Origin of the sequence: Paenibacillus sp. OAS669 (genome assembly GCF_014873645.1) — a bacterium.
Lineage (GTDB): Bacteria > Bacillota > Bacilli > Paenibacillales > NBRC-103111 > Paenibacillus_S > Paenibacillus_S vulneris.
The window spans coordinates 128,010-148,035 of record NZ_JADBDR010000003.1; the positions used below are offsets into that span (position 1 = coordinate 128,010).

15 protein-coding genes and 1 riboswitch are annotated in these 20,026 nt (G+C 52.3%); of the genes, 12 read left to right on the forward strand and 3 right to left on the reverse strand.

Annotation, left to right across the window (positions count from 1 at the left end; genetic code table 11):
* Positions 1 to 16 precede the first annotated feature (16 nt).
* The gene (locus tag GGC63_RS08585) at positions 17 to 1,381 is read right to left on the reverse strand and encodes an MFS transporter (protein ID WP_192701931.1); all 1,365 of its coding nucleotides are present in this window, start codon (positions 1,379 to 1,381) and stop codon (positions 17 to 19) included.
* A 545-nt stretch (positions 1,382 to 1,926) separates the two neighbouring features.
* Here GGC63_RS08585 and iolD point away from each other — a divergent pair.
* The 7 genes from iolD (at position 1,927) to GGC63_RS08620 (ending at position 10,082) form a co-directional block, all read left to right on the forward strand.
* Entirely contained in the window at positions 1,927 to 3,792 is a 1,866-nt protein-coding gene (gene iolD, locus GGC63_RS08590) for a 3D-(3,5/4)-trihydroxycyclohexane-1,2-dione acylhydrolase (decyclizing) (protein WP_192701932.1), read from the forward strand.
* Positions 3,793 to 3,831: 39 nt separating this feature from the next.
* A complete protein-coding gene (gene iolE / locus GGC63_RS08595) occupies positions 3,832 to 4,713 on the forward strand; it encodes a myo-inosose-2 dehydratase (RefSeq protein ID WP_192701933.1) in 882 nt (293 codons plus the stop codon).
* 133 nt (positions 4,714 to 4,846) lie between these two features.
* Positions 4,847 to 5,872 carry an inositol 2-dehydrogenase gene (gene iolG / locus GGC63_RS08600; RefSeq protein WP_192701934.1) on the forward strand — a complete coding sequence of 342 codons (1,026 nt, stop codon included), beginning with the start codon at positions 4,847 to 4,849 and terminating at the stop codon, positions 5,870 to 5,872.
* Positions 5,873 to 5,888: 16 nt separating this feature from the next.
* Complete coding sequence (iolB, locus tag GGC63_RS08605; RefSeq protein ID WP_192701935.1) at positions 5,889 to 6,710, forward strand: 5-deoxy-glucuronate isomerase; 822 nt, start codon at positions 5,889 to 5,891, stop codon at positions 6,708 to 6,710.
* A gap of 24 nt (positions 6,711 to 6,734) precedes the next feature.
* On the forward strand, positions 6,735 to 7,730 hold the full coding sequence (gene iolC / locus GGC63_RS08610; RefSeq protein ID WP_192701936.1) for a 5-dehydro-2-deoxygluconokinase: 996 nt from the start codon (positions 6,735 to 6,737) through the stop codon (positions 7,728 to 7,730).
* Positions 7,731 to 7,764: 34 nt separating this feature from the next.
* A complete protein-coding gene (locus tag GGC63_RS08615; RefSeq protein ID WP_192701937.1) occupies positions 7,765 to 8,595 on the forward strand; it encodes a class II fructose-bisphosphate aldolase in 831 nt (276 codons plus the stop codon).
* 17 nt (positions 8,596 to 8,612) lie between these two features.
* Complete coding sequence (locus GGC63_RS08620) at positions 8,613 to 10,082, forward strand: CoA-acylating methylmalonate-semialdehyde dehydrogenase (RefSeq protein WP_192701938.1); 1,470 nt, start codon at positions 8,613 to 8,615, stop codon at positions 10,080 to 10,082.
* A gap of 127 nt (positions 10,083 to 10,209) precedes the next feature.
* Here GGC63_RS08620 and GGC63_RS08625 read toward each other — a convergent pair whose 3' ends face one another.
* A complete protein-coding gene (locus GGC63_RS08625; RefSeq protein WP_079912320.1) occupies positions 10,210 to 10,665 on the reverse strand; it encodes a GNAT family N-acetyltransferase in 456 nt (151 codons plus the stop codon).
* Positions 10,666 to 10,803: 138 nt separating this feature from the next.
* Positions 10,804 to 12,123: an ABC transporter substrate-binding protein gene (locus GGC63_RS08630; protein ID WP_192701939.1), complete on the reverse strand. Its 1,320-nt coding sequence runs from the start codon at positions 12,121 to 12,123 to the stop codon at positions 10,804 to 10,806.
* Positions 12,124 to 12,334: 211 nt separating this feature from the next.
* Here GGC63_RS08630 and GGC63_RS08635 point away from each other — a divergent pair, with 211 nt between their 5' ends.
* The 5 genes from GGC63_RS08635 to GGC63_RS08655 all read left to right on the forward strand — a co-directional run bounded on the left by GGC63_RS08635 (position 12,335) and on the right by GGC63_RS08655 (position 19,922).
* A complete protein-coding gene (locus GGC63_RS08635) occupies positions 12,335 to 13,240 on the forward strand; it encodes a helix-turn-helix transcriptional regulator (RefSeq protein ID WP_192701940.1) in 906 nt (301 codons plus the stop codon).
* A gap of 443 nt (positions 13,241 to 13,683) precedes the next feature.
* Positions 13,684 to 15,723 carry a beta-galactosidase gene (locus tag GGC63_RS08640; RefSeq protein WP_192701941.1) on the forward strand — a complete coding sequence of 680 codons (2,040 nt, stop codon included), beginning with the start codon at positions 13,684 to 13,686 and terminating at the stop codon, positions 15,721 to 15,723.
* A gap of 201 nt (positions 15,724 to 15,924) precedes the next feature.
* Entirely contained in the window at positions 15,925 to 16,431 is a 507-nt protein-coding gene (locus GGC63_RS08645) for an ADP-heptose synthase (protein WP_192701942.1), read from the forward strand.
* 409 nt (positions 16,432 to 16,840) lie between these two features.
* A riboswitch (cyclic di-GMP riboswitch) is annotated at positions 16,841 to 16,939 on the forward strand.
* Positions 16,940 to 17,013: 74 nt separating this feature from the next.
* Positions 17,014 to 19,044: a methyl-accepting chemotaxis protein gene (locus GGC63_RS08650; RefSeq protein WP_192701943.1), complete on the forward strand. Its 2,031-nt coding sequence runs from the start codon at positions 17,014 to 17,016 to the stop codon at positions 19,042 to 19,044.
* Between the two features lie 227 nt (positions 19,045 to 19,271).
* Complete coding sequence (locus GGC63_RS08655; protein ID WP_079912326.1) at positions 19,272 to 19,922, forward strand: GntR family transcriptional regulator; 651 nt, start codon at positions 19,272 to 19,274, stop codon at positions 19,920 to 19,922.
* Positions 19,923 to 20,026 lie beyond the last annotated feature (104 nt).

Here is a 20,026-nt window from a genome sequence, read left to right on the forward strand (position 1 = left end):
GAAGGCCCCTTATGCATCAATTCGTTTGCAGCGCTTCGCGCTCTTTAATCTCTTTCACATAGCGTTTAAAGGTGTTCTCGTCCAGTTTGTAGAAGGCCAGGATAGCGATGCCCACGACAGAGCCGATAATCGGGATTATCGTAACCATCACCAATATTCCATGGAGCGCACCGGCTGTTTGAACGGCATTAGGCACATAGCCGATGACGGTCAGAATGTTCGCGGACATTTTGGAGCCGATTGCCTGAGCCAGCAGCTGGATGAAGATGAATGCAGAATAAATCGTTCCTTCCGATCTTAACCCGGTACGCCAGACGCCGTACTCGATCGTATCGGGAACCATCGCCCATAGGAGCGGCGTCGATAAACCAAACCCCAGATAGCTGATTCCGCCAAATAAAAATATCATTTCCATGCTGGAATGAAGGAAATAAAATCCGAGCAAGCCTAGAATGACAATACTTTGGCTGATAATCCCCACATTTCTTTTGCCGAATTTCTTCACGAGCATAGGATTCAGAAGGATCCCCGCGATTTGAATCGAAAAGCCTACCAGCGAATAAATGGAAAACATATTGGCTTGGCCGATGTTATATTTAAAGAAATATAACGACGCAGCATTTTTCGTAGAAAGCGACAGCATGTTGACCAAAATAAACAACAGCAGCCATAGCAGATACTTATTTAGGAATACCGTCTTCAATTGATTGATAACGGTAACGCGTTCCGCCATTTGACTTGTTGATGAAGACGGAGCGGAGGTGTGCCCTACGCCTTTAGTTCCAAAGAAAGTAACCAGCATGGTAAGCACAAGAATGATACCATACAGCATATAAACCATATGAAACCCGTTCGACTCCGATTGGAAGGAGTGAACCATAGGCAGCGTAGCGCTGTTGACAATCAGTCCCCCAAACTGGCCGAGAAACACCTTGATGGAGGAAATCCGGGATCTCGCTTGATAATCATCGGACATGGCGGCAAGCGCCGAGCTGTAAGGAACGTTGATAAGGGAGTAAAAAACGTTGAACAAAATATAGGTCACATAAGCGTAAATGAGCTTCCCTGACGAATCAAAACCGGGAACGGTAAATAACAGAAAACCGATAATAGCTAACGGAAAACATCCGAATAAAAAGTACGGGCGGAATTTCCCCCACTTGCTCTTCGTACGGTCAACAAAAATACCCATTAACGGATTGGCGATCAAATTGACAAGCTGTGCGGTAAACATCAGCGTTCCTGCCGCCGTGGCCGAAATCCCCATGTTATCCGTATAAAAATACAAAAGGTACGTTGAAATAGAAATATAAAATAAATTCAATCCGAAGTTTCCCGTGGCATAACTAAAGACCTGTGATGCTTTGAATTTGTTGGACATCGTCTATCCTCCTCGTTACAAATTATATCCATAACCGGGCAATTCCATTGAATGCGCATTCATTTAGCTTTTGTATCCATTTCGTGGGATTGATTACTTTCTTCTGTAATGCATCTTCCTCCCTTATTACGGGTTGTTGTTTTACACCAATTCATCCTGAAGCAGTGGTTGTACTGCTTTAACATCATAAGAGATTCATTTTTATCGTTATGGTACTTTTCAAAGATTTTTGGATGAAAATCTAAACTTTTTCGAACGCATGCAGGTCCATAAAATCGAAGGTCTAACTAGCTCCAGCAGCCGGCGGGGAACCCTTGCCTGAGGGTTATCAGCAATCCATCGTGTTGCTAAACGGATCGATAGGCTCTAGAGAAAGTTTCTTTTTGCTCATTGACAACATTGGAAAGATGAGTTAAATTTGAGGTAAGGGAAAGCGCTTAACCAATATTTGAAATAGTTGAACACTCTGAATGTATTATTAGCTTGCTTATGCAATATATTGTTTTAGGTGAAGCGCTTAAATCTAATGGGTGGAGGAGCGGTTTATGAAAACGGTATCATTAACGATGGCGCAAGCCTTGCTTCGTTTTTTGAACAACCAGTACATCGAGATCGACGGCGTTGAGCACAAGTGCTTCAAGGGCGTCATGGGCATCTTCGGCCACGGCAATGTAACGGGGCTCGGTCAAGCGCTGGAGCAGTACAAGGATGAGATTCTGTTCATCCAAGGCAAGAACGAGCAGGGCATGGCTCACGCCGCCATCGCTTATGCGAAGCAGAAGAACAGGCTGGAGATGTTCGCCTGCACCTCATCTATCGGTCCGGGCGCGCTGAACATGGTGACGGCAGCCGGGGTCGCAACAGTCAACCGGATTCCGCTGTTGCTGCTGCCCGGCGACGTGTTTGCAAGCAGGCAGCCGGATCCCGTGCTGCAGCAGATCGAATATCCGCTGGATTACACGATGACGGCGAACGACGCGTTCAAGCCGGTCAGCAAATATTGGGACCGCATCAACCGTCCCGAGCAGCTGATGACGGCGGCGATCAACGCGATGCGGGTGCTTACCGACCCGGCTGAGACGGGAGCCGTAACACTGTGCCTGCCGCAGGACGTGCAGTGTGAAGCGTACGACTATCCGGAGTCATTTTTGGCCAAACGCGTGCATCACATCGACAGGAAGCCGGCGGCTCCAAGCGCCGTATCCCGTGCGGTGGAGCTGATCCGCGGCAAGAAGCGTCCGCTGATCGTAGCGGGAGGCGGCGCACATTATTCGCTTGCCGTCGATGAGCTCAGGCAGTTCGCGGAAGCGTTCAACATCCCGGTCACCGAGACACAGGCGGGCAAGAGCGCCATCTCCTGGCAGCATCCGCTCAGCTTCGGCGGTGTAGGGGTCACGGGAACGCTTGGAGCGAACCGGCTGGCGGCACAAGCGGATCTTATCATCGGCGTCGGTACGAGAATGTCCGACTTCTCCACGGCCTCCAAGACCGCATTCTCCCGGGAAGGCGTCGAGTTTCTGAATCTGAACGTCAGCTCCCTGGACGCTTACAAGATGGAAGGCACTTATGTTACGGCCGATGCACGGGAAGCTCTCCGGGCTATTGCTGGAGAACTGAAGGCCCTTAGCTATCAATCCGATTACTCTTCCGAGGAATTGGGGGGGCTGAAGCGGCAGTGGGATGACGAAGTGGACCGCTTATATCATCTCGAGCGCCCTGACGGCTTGACGCAGACACAGGTTCTGGGCGAGATTAACGGCTTCATCGGCGAAGAGGACGTCATCGTTTGCGCGGCGGGAAGCTTGCCGGGTGACCTGCACCGCGTCTGGAGAACGACACAGCCCAAGACGTACCACATGGAATATGGATTCTCCTGCATGGGCTATGAGGTGTCCGGCGCATTCGGGATCAAGCTTGCGGAGCCGGATCGCGAGGTTTATGCCTTGGTCGGCGACGGCAGCTATCTGATGCTTCATTCCGAGCTGGTGACGAGCTTACAGGAGGGAAGAAAAATCACCGTCCTCCTGTTCGATAACCATGGCTTCCAATGCATTCACAATTTGCAAAGAGGCCATGGCAGCGGCAGCTTCGGCAACGAGTTCCGCGAACGGTCTGAGTCGACCAGCCAGCTTACCGGGGAGTATATGCCGATCGACTTTGCAGCCCATGCCCGCAGCTTGGGAGCCAAGGCTTACTCCGTCCGCACGATAGAGGAGCTGAGAGCAGCCCTTCAGCAGGCAAAGGCAGAGCAAGTCACAACCCTGATCGACATGAAGGTGCTTCCGGGAACGAATACGGACGGCTACGAATCCTGGTGGCATGTAGGCGTTGCTGAGGTTTCCGAGATGGATAGTGTGAAACAATCCTATAAGGAGCTTCAGGCTAAATTAAGCACGGCGCCCAAATGGTAACTCGTAATCCATCGTCTAAACGAAGAGAGGAGACTCCCCATGAAAGTAAAGTATGGAATCTCGGCGATCAATTGGGTCAATGAGGACATTATGGAGCTGGGCGATCATTATACCGCCGAGCAGGTGCTCGGGGATATGTCCCGTCTGGGCTTTGAAGGAACGGAATTTTGCCGCAAGTTCCCGCGCGATACGGAACAGCTGAAGCAGCTGCTGGACCGCCACGGCATGGTATTGACCTCGCAGTGGAAAAGCGTCCACTTCAGCCAGCCGGAGCGCAGGGAGGAGGAGCTCCAGGCGTTTCGCGAGCATGCCGACTTTTTGAAAGCGATGGGCTGCCGCTATGTGGTGACATGTGAAACAGGTAATGCGTTCGAGGATCTGGAGAACAATTCGGTGCACATCGAGCCTTTAACCGACGAGCAGTGGAAGCATATGGCGGAAGGCTTGAATGAAGCCGGCCGCTACTGCAGGGACAACGGCATGCAGCTGGTCTATCATTACCATGGAGAGACCGTGGTTGAGAGCGGGGATGAAATCGCCCGATTGATGGAGTCCACCGATCCCGAGCTGGTGCACATGCTCTATGATACCGGGCACGCCTACTTCGGAGGCAGCGATCCGCTGCACATTTTGCAAACCTATTATGACCGTATCCGATATATTCATCTGAAGGACATCCGGCAGGAGGTGCTGGACTGGAAGCGCCAAGAGGGGATTCGATTCAGAGAAGCGGTGCGCAAAGGCATCTTCACCGTCCCAGGAGACGGCTGCATCGACTTCCAGCCGATCTTTAACGAGCTGAAGGCCCGCGGGTATGAGGGCTGGATGATCATTGAAGCGGAGCAGGACCCGTCCATCGCCGACCCGGTGGAATATGCGCAAAAAGCAAAGGCTTACCTAAGTGAAATTACCGGCAGCTAGCCTGTCGAGAGATCACGTTCAGATTTCAAAAAGAAGACCGTACGGGCACAGCAGACGATTCCAGTAGGCGGTCAGCACGCACTTATACTAAGATAAAGCGCTTAACCCATATGAGCGACAGTGAGGTCATACTATGGATAAATTATCAATCGGCATTATCGGAGCGGGGAGAATCGGAAGGCTGCATGCAGAGCATCTGACACGCAACGGCCGTGCCGACATTCGTACCATATCAGACGTGTACTTAACCGACGAGCTTAAAGAGTGGGCCGCCGGGTTAGGCATACCTAACGTAACGGACAATTACAGGGATATTATAGAGGACCCGGATATCGACGCGGTGTTCATTTGCTCCTCTACCAATACGCATGTTCCTTTTATTACAGAGGCGGCGCGGGCAGGCAAGCATATTTTTTGTGAAAAGCCCATCAGCCTGGATTATCGCCAAACGGCTGCTGCATTAGAGGAGGTAAAGTCGGCGGGAGTCGTTCTCCAAACGGGCTTCAACCGCCGCTTTGATCACAACTTCAAAAGAGTGCGCGAGCTGGTGAAGGCAGGACGTATTGGAGAGCCGCATCTGATCAAAATTACGTCCCGTGACCCGGCGCCGCCGAACCATGAATATATCAAAGTATCAGGCGGGTTGTTCATGGATATGGCAATACATGATTTTGATATGGCCAGATACTTGTCCGGCAGCGAGGTGACGGAGGTATACGCCCAAGGGGCGGTTCTCGTAGACCCGGTAATCGGCGAATTAGGCGATATCGATACGGCAATCATCAGCCTGAAATTCGCGAACGGAGCGCTCGGCGTTATCGATAACAGCCGCAAAGCGGTCTATGGATACGACCAGCGCGTAGAGGTATTCGGCTCGGAAGGCAGCATCGGAGTGCAGAACGATCATCCGAACACGGCGGAGATCAGTACGGCTAACGGAGTGATTCGGGATAACCCGAAATATTTTTTCCTGGAGCGGTACCACGATGCCTATATCGAAGAAACGCGCCAGTTCATCGATTGCATTCTGAATGGAAATCCGGTGCCGGTAGACGGCAACGACGCATTCCAGGCGGAGAAAATCGCCTACGCGGCCAAAGTGTCCCTGCTTGAGGGACGCCCCGTGAAGCTGAGCGAGATCGAAGTCGGAGTCGGCTGAAAAAGGAGGAGCGGAAATGTCCAAAAGCGAGCTGATTGTCAGCAGCGCTGCAGCGCCACGCGAAGACGGGTGCGTACTAAGCATAACGCCTCATTCCGCAGGCTGGAAATTCGTCGGCTTTGAGGTATACCGTCTGGAGGCGGGACAGCGGCTGCAGCAGGAGACAGGCGAAGAGGAAGTATGCCTTGTGCTGATCGGAGGCAAGGCCAATGTGGCTACGGCAGAGCAGAGCTGGGAGCAGATAGGGGAAAGGATGAGCGTGTTCGAGCAAATTCCGCCCTACGCGGTCTATGTTCCGTCCGGTGACCGTTATGAGGTCGAAGCGCTGACGAGCCTGGAATTGGCGGTATGCCGTGCGCCGGGCAAAGGAACGTACGAGGCGCGCTTGATCACCCCGTCACAGATCGAGGTGGAGATTCGCGGCAAAGGGAATGCCGAGCGGCGAATTCATCAGATTTTACCGGAGAACGAACCGGCGGACAGCCTGCTCGTCGTCGAGGTGCTTACACCTAACGGCCATTGGTCGAGCTATCCGCCGCATAAGCATGACGAGGAGCGCCTGCCTGAGCAGTCTTATTTGGAAGAAACCTATTATCATAAAATCCAGCCGGAGCATGGCTTTGCCATCCAAAGGGTCTATACGGACGACCGATCGCTTAATGAGACTCTGGCCGTAAGTAACGGGGATGCGGTACTCGTTCCGCGGGGGTACCATCCGGTATCGGCTCCGCCCGGGTACGACTTGTATTATTTGAACGTTATGGCCGGTCCGGTCCGAACGTGGAAGTTCAAGAACGATCCTGATCACGAATGGATCTTTAAGGAATGGACGAAATAACAAACCCTACCGAGGAGGACCAATATGAGCCTGGTTACATTTGATGAGAGCCGTCCGATGGATTTTATCGGCCTGGGCCGTCTGTGCATTGATTTGAACGCGAATGAAATTCACCGTCCGATGGAAGAGACGCGCACCTTTACCAAATATGTCGGAGGTTCGCCTGCTAACATCACGATTGCTATCGCTCGTCTGGGCAAGAAGGCAGGGTTCATCGGCAGAGTATCGGATGATCAGCATGGACGCTTCATTACGAGCTATCTGGAGCAGCGGGGAATTGACACCTCCAGCGTCATTACGGATAAGTCCGGGACTGTTACAGGTCTTGCCTTCACAGAGATCAAATCGCCGACCGAATGCAGCATCCTGATGTACCGCGATAACGTGGCAGATTTGAAGCTGGAGCCGAACGATGTACGGGAGGAGTATATCAAGAACGCCAAGGCGATCATGATTTCCGGAACGGCGCTTGCCGCAAGCCCTTCACGGGAAGCGGTGTTCAAGGCGGTCGAGCTTGCCCGCAAACATAGCGTCGTCGTCTTCTTCGATATCGATTACCGCCCTTATACATGGAAATCCCGCGAGGAAACGGGCATCTATTGCAGTCTGGTTGCAGAAAAGAGTGATGTGATCCTGGGCGGCAGAGAAGAATTCGATCTGCTGGAGGCTCCGTACGGTCCGCTGCAAAAGGACGATACCGCGACGGCGAACCGCTGGTTTGCCCATCATGCGAAGATCGTGCTGGTTAAGCACGGCGGAGACGGTTCGGTCGCGTTCACCAAGGACGGGCAAAGCTTCACGGGAACGACCTTCCCGGCCAATGTCGTCAAGACCTTCGGCGCAGGAGATTCGTTTGCAGGAGCGTTTATTTATGGCCTCATGAACGGATGGGACATTGCACGCAGCCAGCAGTTCGGCGCGGCCTCCGCTTCCATCGTCGTTTCGAGCCACAGCTGCTCGGATGCGATGCCGACGGCAGAGGAAATTCAAGCCGTCATCGATAAACATACGAATTCATAAAACGCGCCAGGGATAGGAAGGGAGAGACCCATTCATGCTAGTCACCTTGAAACAAATCGCCGATGAAGCCGCGGAGCGGGATTACGCGGTTCCGGCATTCAATATATTCGGATACGAGGACATCATTCCGGTCATTAGGGCCGCCGAGGAGAAGAAAGCCCCGGTCATTCTGGCGGCCAACATTCCGGCCATTCAGCATATGCCGCTCGCATACTTGGCTCCGCTTATGCTGCAGGCGGCCAAGAGCGCATCGGTACCGGTGTGCGTGCATCTGGACCACGGCAAAGATTTGCAGGCTTGCTCCGGTGCGATCGAGCACGGCTTCAGCTCCGTGATGTACGACGGCTCCCAGCTGCCGCTCGAGGAGAACATACGCCGGACCAAGGAAATCGCGGATTATGCCCATGAGAGGGGCATTTCCGTCGAATCGGAGATCGGCTCCGTCGGCTATAGCGATCCGTCCATCGCGATGAAGCACCAGCTGTCCGATCCGGACGAAGTCGAACAATTCGTTCGCGAAACCGGGATCGATGCGGTGGCGGTCTCCGTGGGGACCGTCCATCGGATGGAGACACAGGGCGCCAGCATCGACTTCGATCTGCTGGAACGCATTCAGAGCAGGGTCAGCATTCCGCTCGTCATTCACGGCTCCAGCGGGGTCCCCGACGATCAGCTGCGCAGACTGGCATCGACCCGAGTAGCCAAGATCAATATCGGCACGGCGCTGCGGATGGCTTTCGGCAACACCTTGCGCGATGAGATGGAGCAGAAGCCGAAGGCGTTTGACCGGATCAGCTTGTTCGGACGACCTATGGCAGCCGTTCAGGAAGCGGCGGCACACAAATTTTCCATTCTGGGGTTCTAATAAGGAGACGATACGCGATGACACAACCAACACAAACAGCGGCGGTTCCCGCTCTGAAAAATTTTATCGGCGGCCGGTGGGTCGAATCGGCCTCCTCCCAATACGAGGCGGTGCCGAATCCGGCTACAGGCGAGGTGCTGGCGACGGTTCCTTTGTCGACCCGGCAGGATGTCGATGCGGCGGTCGCTGCTGCAGCCGAAGCCTTCAAGGAATGGCGGCATGTGGCCGTTCCGAGACGCGCACGCATTTTGTTCAAGTACCAGCAGCTGCTGGTAGAAAACTGGAAATCCCTCGCTGAGCTGGTTACCAAGGAGAATGGCAAAAGCTACAGCGAAGCGTATGGCGAAGTACAGCGCGGCATTGAATGCGTCGAGTTCGCCGCAGGCGCTCCGACCTTGATGATGGGCAGCACCTTGCCTGATATTGCGACCGGTCTCGAATCGAATATGCACCGTTATCCGATCGGGGTCGTAGGCGGCATCACGCCGTTCAACTTCCCGATGATGGTCCCTTGCTGGATGTTCCCGCTGGCTATTGCGTGCGGCAACACCTTCGTGCTGAAGCCGTCGGAGCGGACGCCGCTCTTGGCCAACCGGTTGGCCGAGCTGCTGACCGAAGCCGGGCTGCCGGACGGCGTGTTCAACATCGTGCACGGAGCGCATGATGTGGTGAACGGCCTGCTCGAGCACAAGAGCATCAGCGCCATCTCCTTCGTCGGCTCCCAGCCTGTCGCCGAGTATGTGTACAAGACGGCGGCGGCTCACGGCAAACGGGTACAGGCTCTGGCCGGCGCCAAGAACCATTCCATCGTGATGCCGGACGCCAATCTGGATCTCGCGGTGAAAGAGATCATCAACGCGTCCTTCGGCTCCGCCGGCGAGCGCTGCATGGCGACTTCCGTCGTCGTAGCGGTGGGCAGCGTCGCTGACGAGCTGGTGGAGCGGCTCGCGGAAGCGGCTCAAGCCATCACGATAGGCGATGGCTCGAAGGACGGGGTGTTCCTGGGACCGGTGATCCGCGATTCCCACAAAGCCCGTACGCTTCAGTACATCGAAGCCGGTGCCAGCGAAGGAGCGCAGCTGATTCTTGACGGCCGCGAGGTGCCGGAGGCAAGCGGCAGCGGCTACTTCGTCGGGCCGACGATATTCGATCATGTGAAGCAGGGAATGAAAATTTGGACCGATGAGATTTTCGCTCCGGTGCTATCCATCGTACGGGTGGACACACTGGATGAGGCGATTGAGCTCGCCAACGCATCGGAATTCGCCAACGGCGGCTGCATCTATACGGACAGCGCCAAAGCGATTCGCCATTACCGCGAGAATATTGACGCAGGTATGCTGGGTGTCAATGTAGGCGTACCGGCGCCTATGGCCTTCTTCCCGTTCTCGGGCTACAAGAAGTCGTTCTACGGCGATCTGCATGCCAACGGCAAGGACGGAGTCGAGTTCTACACGCGCAAAAAAATGATCGTTGCGCGTTACTAGGATCTAAGCTGCACATAAAAACCAGCCTATGCCCGAACATCACATACGGGAGCATAGGCTGGTTTTTGACATTGCGGTCATCTTGTTGACCCAATCGGGGTATAACTGCGTTAAGACAAGGCTTCGATCAACCAAGCGCGAGCTTGGCGACGACCTCCTTATGCGTACCGTGGCTGATCACTTCACCGGTTTTGCGGAAGCCCAAGCTTTCGTATAATTTCTCCGCCGCCGTATTATCCGGGTTATAGGATATTTTAATGTCCGGACTGCAGTCAGGCAGGGAACGAATAAGCTCGATGGCACGAAGGAGAGCCGCTCTCCCGTACCCTTTTCCCTGATGCTTCTTATCGATCATCAGCCGAACAATCCAGTAGCAATCATCCTCAGGATCGCAGCCGTACATAACCAAACCCACCATCGTATTCTCGTTATAAATGGCCAAAGGCTCTTTATCCGGTTCGAATTTGGATTGAAGAATCGAGTACACATTGGGAGCGACGAACCGCTCCTGGTCTTGGTGTACAGACAGACGGACGCACTGCTCCCAATTGTCAGACGTTATGGCTTTTAGCTGAATCCTCAAAAGATACGCCCTCCTCCCATTCTATGATATCTTCATCATAGCAGACGGGGATGACATCTTCATGGGATAGTATCGTTCATACGGATAGTTTCCGACATGGCTCACTGGGGATCGGCAGTGAGGATGCCTTCTTTTCAGCTACGGCTTACGGTTCTGCTCGATAAATTTATCCATCTGTTCGTTGTACTGCCGCATAGCCGTATTCACATCCAGATTCTCCTTCATGATCGTCTTCATCAGATTGGTAATCTGATTGAACGCCTCGCTGGCAAATTCTGTCGGCGGGAAGGCCGGGGCAGGCTTGGTTTTGAAGACGGCCTGAATATTTTTCCCTTTGAGGAAATCGAGATCCTTACCGAACTCCTCCTGGAACTTCTTATCCTTCAGCACGGAGCCCTTGCCCATATGGGACATATCCAGCTGAACCTCGTCGGAGACGACCGTCGTCATAACCTTGAAGGCGGCGTCCTTCACCTTGGACGAAGGAGACATGAGCATGATGTGCATATCCGCCTGCGTACCGATGCCGGGTCTTTCCGCAAAGACCGGATAGGAAGCAAGGTCCCAGTTATTCCATACGTCCTTGACCTCCGCCAAATTCCCAAGGTTGTTCAAGCCGGCCAGCATGGCGATGGTGCGGTCCTTGACGAACGCATTCACCCCTGGGCTGAACGGCTGCACTTTGTTGTTGCCGGGGATGCTGTAGACGTTCTTGACCATTTCCAGCACGGTCTTCCATTGATCGGTATTTACAATCGACTTATAGGATTTGGGATCGATAAGAGGCAGGGAGAGCTGGGACGCAGGCCGGTAGACCGAATCCGGCTCCAAGCCCCGGTACTGCACGCCGTTATCCATTCGGGTCATTTGCTTGGCCAGCTCCGTAACCTCGTACCAGGTCATCCCGTCCTTCGGATAGGGGACCCCGAATTTATCGAAAATATCCTTGTTATAATAAAGCGCATTGAATTGAACATAGTAAGGGATGCCAACGAGATAATCCGTTTGGTTGTTCGCCTTGACCGTATCGAGCAGCTCCGATTGGAAGCGGCTCAGATCGTAGTTGTTATCCTTGATGATGGCGGTCATATCCTCTTGAATGCCGAGCAGTTTCGTTCCTTGCAGCGTTAACGAATTGGTGACGTTAATATCGGGCAGAGCCCCGGCGACGAGCAGCTTCTCGAAGGAATTGTTCTTGTCGTCCAGTTTGACAATGTCCACGGTGATGTACGGATATTTCTTTTTCACGGGATCGAGGATGTAGCGCTGAATTTCGCTATCGGTCATGTAGCTTGGACGGATGCCGAAGGTTACCGTTACAGGATCTTTATTTTCCTCCTTCACCGCCGGCTGGTCTTTCCCGGTTGCCGTCTCCTTCCCTCCGCATGCGGAAAGCATTCCTGCCAATAAGACGAGGCTGAGTACAGCAGCTCCTTGTTTTCCACTCCATTGTATCATGGCTCGAAGACCTCCTAGGTTGATTTGAAAACGATTCCATTACGTAAAATTATAGAAACAGCGGAAGAAAAATGATATTCTAATTTTTAATCATTCTTTATTCAAAATTGTCATTTACGATTTTTTAATATTAATAAAATGTTAAGGAGAAAGGGTTAAATAACATTCAAATTTGCTCTATTAAGGGTAGAAGTGCGGGAGGCGAAGAGGGATGGCTAAGCCTGTCGGGGCGATGGCAGAGGCAAGAAATGAGCTGGTGATTTATCAAAATCCGCTGCTGTTCCTGAAGGTATGGGAGCTGGAGCGCAGCAACGTACATATCGGGGATTGGCATTATCATAAGGAGGTCGAATTTTTGGCCGTAAGACAGGGACAGCTGGATATTTATACCAAGAATACGGCAAGGACTTTACAAGAAGGAGATGTCTTTCTGCTCGGGGCATCCCAGCTGCACAGGTCCGAGAGAAGTGCGGATCCGCTTCGCTATGTGGTGCTGCAAGTGAATTTGACCCAATATTTAGATCAAAGCACGCTTCCTTTCCTGCATGGGTTCTCCGAGCTTACGAATCCGCTGGACGATTTGAATTATATCTTCGCAAGCAATCCGGATGCCCGGAGGGAGGCGCATCGGTTGATTGTGCATATTTTTGAGGAAATGCAGGAGAAGCGCCGGGGGTATGAAATGGCGATTGCGATAGCGGTCAGAAGTCTCATGCTGCTGCTCGTCCGTTACGACAAACAAGGCGCACTCAAGGGCTCGGAAGATGTCGAGATCATCCGCTTGAAGCCGGTGCTGAACTACGTCGATACGTACATCGGAGAGAAAATCACGGTGCATGATGTCTGCAGTCTGCTGAATCTAAGCTATCATTATTTCGTGAAATATTTTAAGAAAGTGATGGGCATAACCTTCCTCGATTACGTGAATTTCAAACGGATCAAGATGGCTGAATGTATGCTGCTGACCCAGGATTTAAGCATTATAGAGGTGGGCTGCAGGGTCGGGATTCCGAATGTGGCGCAATTTTATAAAATGTTCAAGCGGTATAATCCCTGCTCGCCCAAAGAGTTCCGTTCGAGGCTTAAAGAGGGGGGCGGAGAGGGAAGCCCGGTATAAGGGGAAGCGGTTAGTTTCAAATCGTATTATCAGATTAAGATGTTGCGATTGCTGAGGTCCGAGAGTACTGGGTATGATAAAAAATGATCACAGGGACCTGTCTTATACGGCCACGGGATGACCGGTCGACTAGTTTCATATCGTGATATCCCGGAGCTCCCCGCAGTTCGGGGACCAAGGAGATGCTTGAGCCGGGTCTGTTTTTTCTGTGAGCCTTTCCCAAGCTTCATGCGCTAAACCTTCCTTGTCATCCGAACGGTTGTTTTCTCCTTTTGAAATCGTTATCTATTTGCCTGGCAAATGAACCTGAGGGAGTGAAGCCGCATGGAGAAACAAGGGGATAAGACCATGCTTGATCCGCGACACATCCTGCCTGGATCGATTCCGGATGCAGGGTGGGAAGCAGCAGATACACCCAGGATGAAAGAAAAGGAGAGTTCATCATGATTCATTCGAAGCTGCCCAAAATATTTTATGGCGGGGATTATAACCCGGACCAATGGCCCAAGGAAATCTGGGATGAAGACATGCGTTTGTTCAAGCTGGCAGGGATCGATGTGGCGACGGTAGCCGTGTTCTCATGGGCTCTGCTGCAGCCCGACGAAGTCGCCTATGACTTCGGCTGGTTAGATGAAGTGATGGATAAGCTGGCGCAGAACGGCGTCTACGCTTGCCTTGCCACATCCACCGCTGCAGTACCGGCATGGATGGCGAAGCGGTACCCTGATGTGCTGCGGGTCACGTCGGACGGCAAGAAGCGCAAATTTGGCGGGCGGCATAATTTTTGTCCGAGCAGCCCGACCTACCGGCATTTTTCCCGCCTCATGGCGCGTAAAATGGCGGAGCGGTACGGCCATCATCCGGCGCTAGCCGTATGGCATGTCAACAACGAGTACGGCGGCAGCTGCTACTGCGAGCAATGCGAGAAGGCGTTCCGCGTCTGGCTGAAGAAGCGCTACGGTACGCTGGAAGCGGTAAATAAGGCATGGAACACGCGCTTCTGGGGGCATACGTTCCATGACTGGGATGAGATTGTGCTGCCCAGCGTGCTGACAGAGCAGCTAGGAGACGGGAAGACGACATTCCAGGGAATCTCTCTCGATTACAACCGCTTTAACAGCGATGCGCTGCTGGAGTGCTACCGGGCGGAATACGAGGAGCTTAAAGCCGTTACCCCCGATATCAAGGTAACGACGAACCTGATGGGCACCTTCAAGACGCTCGACTATTTCAAATGGGCCCAATCGATGGATATCGTATCCTGGGATAATTATCCCCGTTATGACACCCCGGTGAGCGTAACGGCCATGAGGCATGATCTGATGCGGGGCCTGAAGGACGGGGACCCGTTCATGCTGATGGAGCAGACGCCGAGCCAGCAGAACTGGCAGGCCTACAACAGCCTGAAGCGTCCCGGCGTCATGCGCTTGTGGAGCTACCAGGCAGTGGCCCGCGGTGCGGACACCGTCATGTTCTTCCAGCTGCGGCGTTCGATCGGCGCCTGCGAGAAATATCACGGCGCGGTCATCGAGCACGCGGGCCATGAGCATACCCGCGTTTTCCGCGAATGCGCGCAGCTTGGCGAGGAGCTGCAGCGGTTAGGAGACACGCTGCTGGATTCGCGTATTGAATCCAAAGTCGCAATCCTGTTCGATTGGGACAATTGGTGGGCGGTGGAGATGTCCTCAGGGCCGAGCAAGGAGCTCAAGTATCTGGATGAGCTCTCGAAGTACTACAAGGCGCTGTTCGACCGGAACATCCAGGTCGATTTGATCGGCGAGGATACGCCGCTGGATTCGTACAAGATCGTCCTGGCACCGCTTCTCTATATGGTGAAGCCGGGGATCGCCGGGAAGCTGGAGCAGTTTGTCCGGCAGGGCGGCAAGCTCGTCACGACGTTCTTCAGCGGCATTGTGAACGAGAACGACTTAGTTACGCTTGGCGGTTATCCCGGCGAGCTGCGTTCGTTGCTTGGCCTATGGGCGGAGGAAATCGATGCGCTGCCGCCGGAAGCATCCAACTCTATCGTGATGGAGGCTTCCTATGGGGAATTAGCAGCTGGAAGCTCTTACAGCTGCAGGTTGCTGTGCGATTTGATTCATGCCGAAGGGGCCGAGGTGCTCGCCGTGTACGGCTCGGACTTTTATCAAGGCATGCCTGCTTTAACCCGTAACCGGTTCGGACAGGGAGAGGCATGGTACGTCGCAACGAGTCCGGACGCCGAATTTATGGACCATCTTCTGTTCAGTCTTTGCAAGGAGAGCGGAATTGAGCCGCTTCTTGTGGCTCCGGAGGGCGTTGAGGTGACCCGCCGAAACAAAGAAGGCCGGCAGTTTACCTTCGTGCTTAATCATAACGACCGTTCAACGGCAATTGATCTGGGCGAAGCGGTATATCGCGACCTGTTGGAAGGAAAGGAGCATACGGGCCTATCGGAGCTTCCGTCCAAAGGGGTCTGGATCCTGCAGAACGAAGCCCGCTGATGGCTTCCGTCCGTTGCTCGTGTATTGACTTAAGACGGTATACGCTAAGCCCGGCAATGAAGGCCAATGGCCCGGATTGCCGGGCCTATTTGCATGGAAGGGCCTTGTTCGGATGTGTTAAGGCTGCATTAATGCTATAATGGGATATTAGAGCGTTACAATCTAAGAAAAGTCATTACAGATAGAGAGGGGGACGGAGCGATGCCCAAAAGCTTTGTCATAGAGGCTGTGATGCTTGCTGTGTATGGAGAAATGCTCGTTCCGAGCCAACCGGTAGAATACCTCGTTCCTTACACCACGATTCGGGAGCTGTATGAGCTGAAGGACAGCAAGGAACCGATCATGCCGGATGCAAGAGATGAAGCGCATGTAAGAGGGAAAATTGCCGAGCTGATCGGGCTGCTGGAGGAGCCGTTGAACCGGAAAAGAATGGAGCGCGCCGTGAATGTTCCTTGGGCCAAAAGTCCACCGATGCCGATCAATGATGCGGTAACGTTAACAATGGTAAACTCTTACGACAACGAAGAGTTTGGCGAAGCGTTCGATCCGATCGAAACGGAGCTGATTTTGACATCCATAAAAGAGCAGGTGCCGATTTTGACGGATCAGCCGGATTTTATTGAAAAGGTAATCGAGGCGGCGATTCAGGTCCAGGTGTATGATTTGGATGATTTTGAGTTTGCGGTCGAGGAGGATGGGACAATATAGTCCTATTTTGGAACAATATTGAAAATAAACTTATTTTTATGACTAAAATCCGCTGAACAAGCGGTTTTTTTTGTTTCATTAGGAAGGTATATCCAGTTCTTCAGAGCGATAGTCAGCTGATTTTTCAAGGACAGCTTCTTCTTTAGCGCGGATTTATAGGAACGGAATCACATACGTTTTTTTGACAAGATTCCAAACATTTACTGGCATTCTTGTCGAAAGAACAAATGGATTGTCAAAAAATGTATTGACTGTAGTATTGAGTATTATGTACTATGTATACAAAAGTAAAATATTTCATTGCTCCTACGTGCATCCAAAGACCTACATAAGCTCGCAAGCGTATTAGTACAACGGCAGCTAGAGGTGATGTTGAGACAAGACTGCGTTCCTGTAACTGACAATTTCATAAGCAAAAAGGTAAACCCATTCGAAAGATGGAGACACAAAGCCACGGGTCTAAGGTTTCGATGCTGAATAAGGAAACTATGATAGCCGGGTTGCCAAAACAGAGGATGTTTGTATATTTTGGCTATTCAATTTTTGAATAGCCATTTTTTATTAAAAGTTGGGGAGAGGACTATGAAAACCAAACGAATGTCAGTCATTTTCCAGAGTCAAACCTGGAGGAGCTTCAAACTGCAGCTCATGCTTGCCGTTATTGCCGTTATTTTTGTAACGGTAGCCGTCGTCGGCGGCTTTATGTACAAGTCGTCTGCGGATATGCTCAAGCAGGATATTGAATTGAACGTCAGCCAGCAGCTGGAACTAAATGCGCAGCTCATTACACAATGGCGCGACAGAGTGACGGCGGAGGCAAATGGAATCACCGGTTTGCCCGCTTTTGTGAAAGGCAATTCGTTTGACGAGCGTGTCGGCGTGCTGCAGGGTTATTTATCGAGAAACTCCGATTTCCTGCGGTTTTCGCTTTTTGATACGCAGGGGCAGGGGCAGCAGATTGAGAAGAAGGCTCTCGGCACCAAGTTCGATATCAGCTCCCGTGATTATTATAAGGAGGCGTTAACGGGGAAAACGCTGATCAGCGAGCCGATGATTTCCAAGGCCGATAACAGCATGATCATGAACGTCGCTGCTCCTCTCCGTGACGCTAATGGTACCGTAACCGGCGTCATTACGGGCGCCATCGGACGCGAGCAAATCGCAGCCATCGTTCAGCGCATTCAGTTCGGCAAAACCGGCTATGCCTACATGGTTAACGATAAAGGCGATATTTTGGCTCATCCGGATGCGAGCAAGGTGCTGACGGAGAACATTCTGGAAACGGCAGCGACACCCGAGCAGAAAGCCGGCTATGAGCAATTTTTGCAAATGCAGGAGCCGTTTATCGGCTACATTCAAGAGGACGGTTCCAAGCATCTGGTCGGGGCAAGGCAAATCCCGGACAGCGTCTGGAAGCTGGTAGTAACAGCGCCTTATTCTGAATTTACCGAGTCTCTGGACAGCATGTGGCTCCGGACGCTGCTGATTGCCTTCGTCATCATGGTTATTGGCATCGCCATCGCTTTGTGGCTGGGACAAACGATGTCTCAAGGCATTGTTAGAGTAGGACAAGCGATGAACCAATTGGCGCAGGGAGATCTGAAGCAGCATTTGCAGGTCCGTTCGCGTAATGAAGTAGGACAGCTGGCTGAGGACTTTAACACCATGACGGAGAACTTGAGGAATTTGATCGGGCAAGTCTCGCTGAATTCCGAGCAGCTTGCAGCCACCTTCGAGGAGCTGTCCGCCAGTGCGGATCAGAACTCCGTCGCTTCCCAGCAGATAGCCCAATCGATACAGAGGGTAGCGGAGGGAGCGGACGTGCAGGCCCATGGAGCCATGCAAAGCGCCAGTGCGATGGAAGAAATGGCTACCGGTGTACAGCGTATCGCTCAAGGCACTTCCGTCATGGCCGAAAGTGCGTTAAAAACCTCGGAGGAGTCGGAAAAAGGGAAGGAACAAGTGGAGAAAATCTCCTACCAGATGGACAATATCCACGACAAGGTTACGGAATGTACTGCAGTTATTAACCGTCTGGATGCGAAATCGCAGGAGATCGGCGACATTATCAAGCTGATAACGGAAATCTCCGCCCAAACGAACCTTTTGGCCCTTAATGCTGCTATCGAAGCTGCGCGTGCCGGAGAACAGGGCCGGGGCTTTGCGGTAGTCGCCCAGGAAGTCAGAAAGCTCGCCGAGCAATCGGCTCAATCCGCGAACGAAATCACCGAATTGATCCGGGAAGTTCGCAACGATACGGTTCTTGCGGTTGAAGCTATGAATGAAAATGCCAAGGAAGTGGAAACCGGCATTCAGGTCGTGGCCGATGCGGGGGAAACCTTCAACCTCATCTACAAGGCAGCCCAGGAGGTGGCGGATCAGGTGCAGGAAATTTCCGCCGTCGCTCAAGAAATAGCAGCCGGTACGGAGGAAGTATCTGCTTCCCTTGATGAGTCCGCGAACATAGCGAAGGAATCTACCGGGCTGGCGCAGGAGGTTTCCTCAGCTGCCCAGAAGCAAATGGCGTCCATGGAAGAAATTACGGCAAGCGCAGGCGATTTGAGCAAAATGGCGCAGGAGCTTCAGGAGCTGATCGGACGGTTCAAAGTGTAGCAGCAGGAAGCGGCATAAGACGGCGCCGGCCGACAGCGTTGCTGAAGCAAGCATAAGAGGAAGAGTGCGGACTATCAGTACCGGTAGTCCCCTTCCCTGCTTTGTCGTTTTATAGGAAAAAACCACGCAAAACAGGTTGACCGTCCTTTAGGCATTAACGTATGATGTGTACATGCAGTAATTGATAAAATTGGATGGAATAACCAGATGTGTGAGGAGTTGTTCAGTTGAAATTTAACATGAACCCGATTGTTAAACCTACGACAACGAAGGAAAGAGTCTATAACGAGATCAAAAAGGTGATTCTCAACGGATATATCTCCTCCAAAGAGGTTTTCACCGAGGTACAGCTGGCCGACTCTTTGAACACATCGAGAACCCCGGTTCGCGAGGCGCTTCTGGATTTAATGAAGGAGGGCCTCATCACCTCCATTCCGCGAAAAGGGATGTCCATTCGGAAAGTAACCGACAAGGAAATCGAGCAAATTTTTATCGTCAGGGCATCTATTGAAAGCGAAGTCATGAAGAAGCTCGCCGAGACCATTACGGAGCAGCAGCTCAAGCAATTGAAAATCAGCTGCGATCAGCAGGAAAAGGCGATGAGAGACAATGATGAGGTTACATTTATCCACTTGGATCAGCAGTTCCACAGCACTTTGATTCATTTGGCAGGCTTCGAGCTTATAGAACAGATTCTGCTGAGCTTCCATAACTTATCGCAATTGATCGGTCTTAAGGCGATAAAAAGAAATAACCGCATGCAAGAAGTGCTTCAGGAGCATCGGAAGATCCTGTCCACATTGGAGCAGCGAAACGCCGAGGCGGCCGTTCAAACCATGGTTGAGCATCTTCAGAGAACGAAACAATCGATCGGATAAACGGGTACGGTGGCATGATCAGTCAGGACCTCCAAAAAAAAAATCATGTATACACCACACAGAATACCGAATATTTCGAAAATTCCGACTTATTTTGGGCTGGG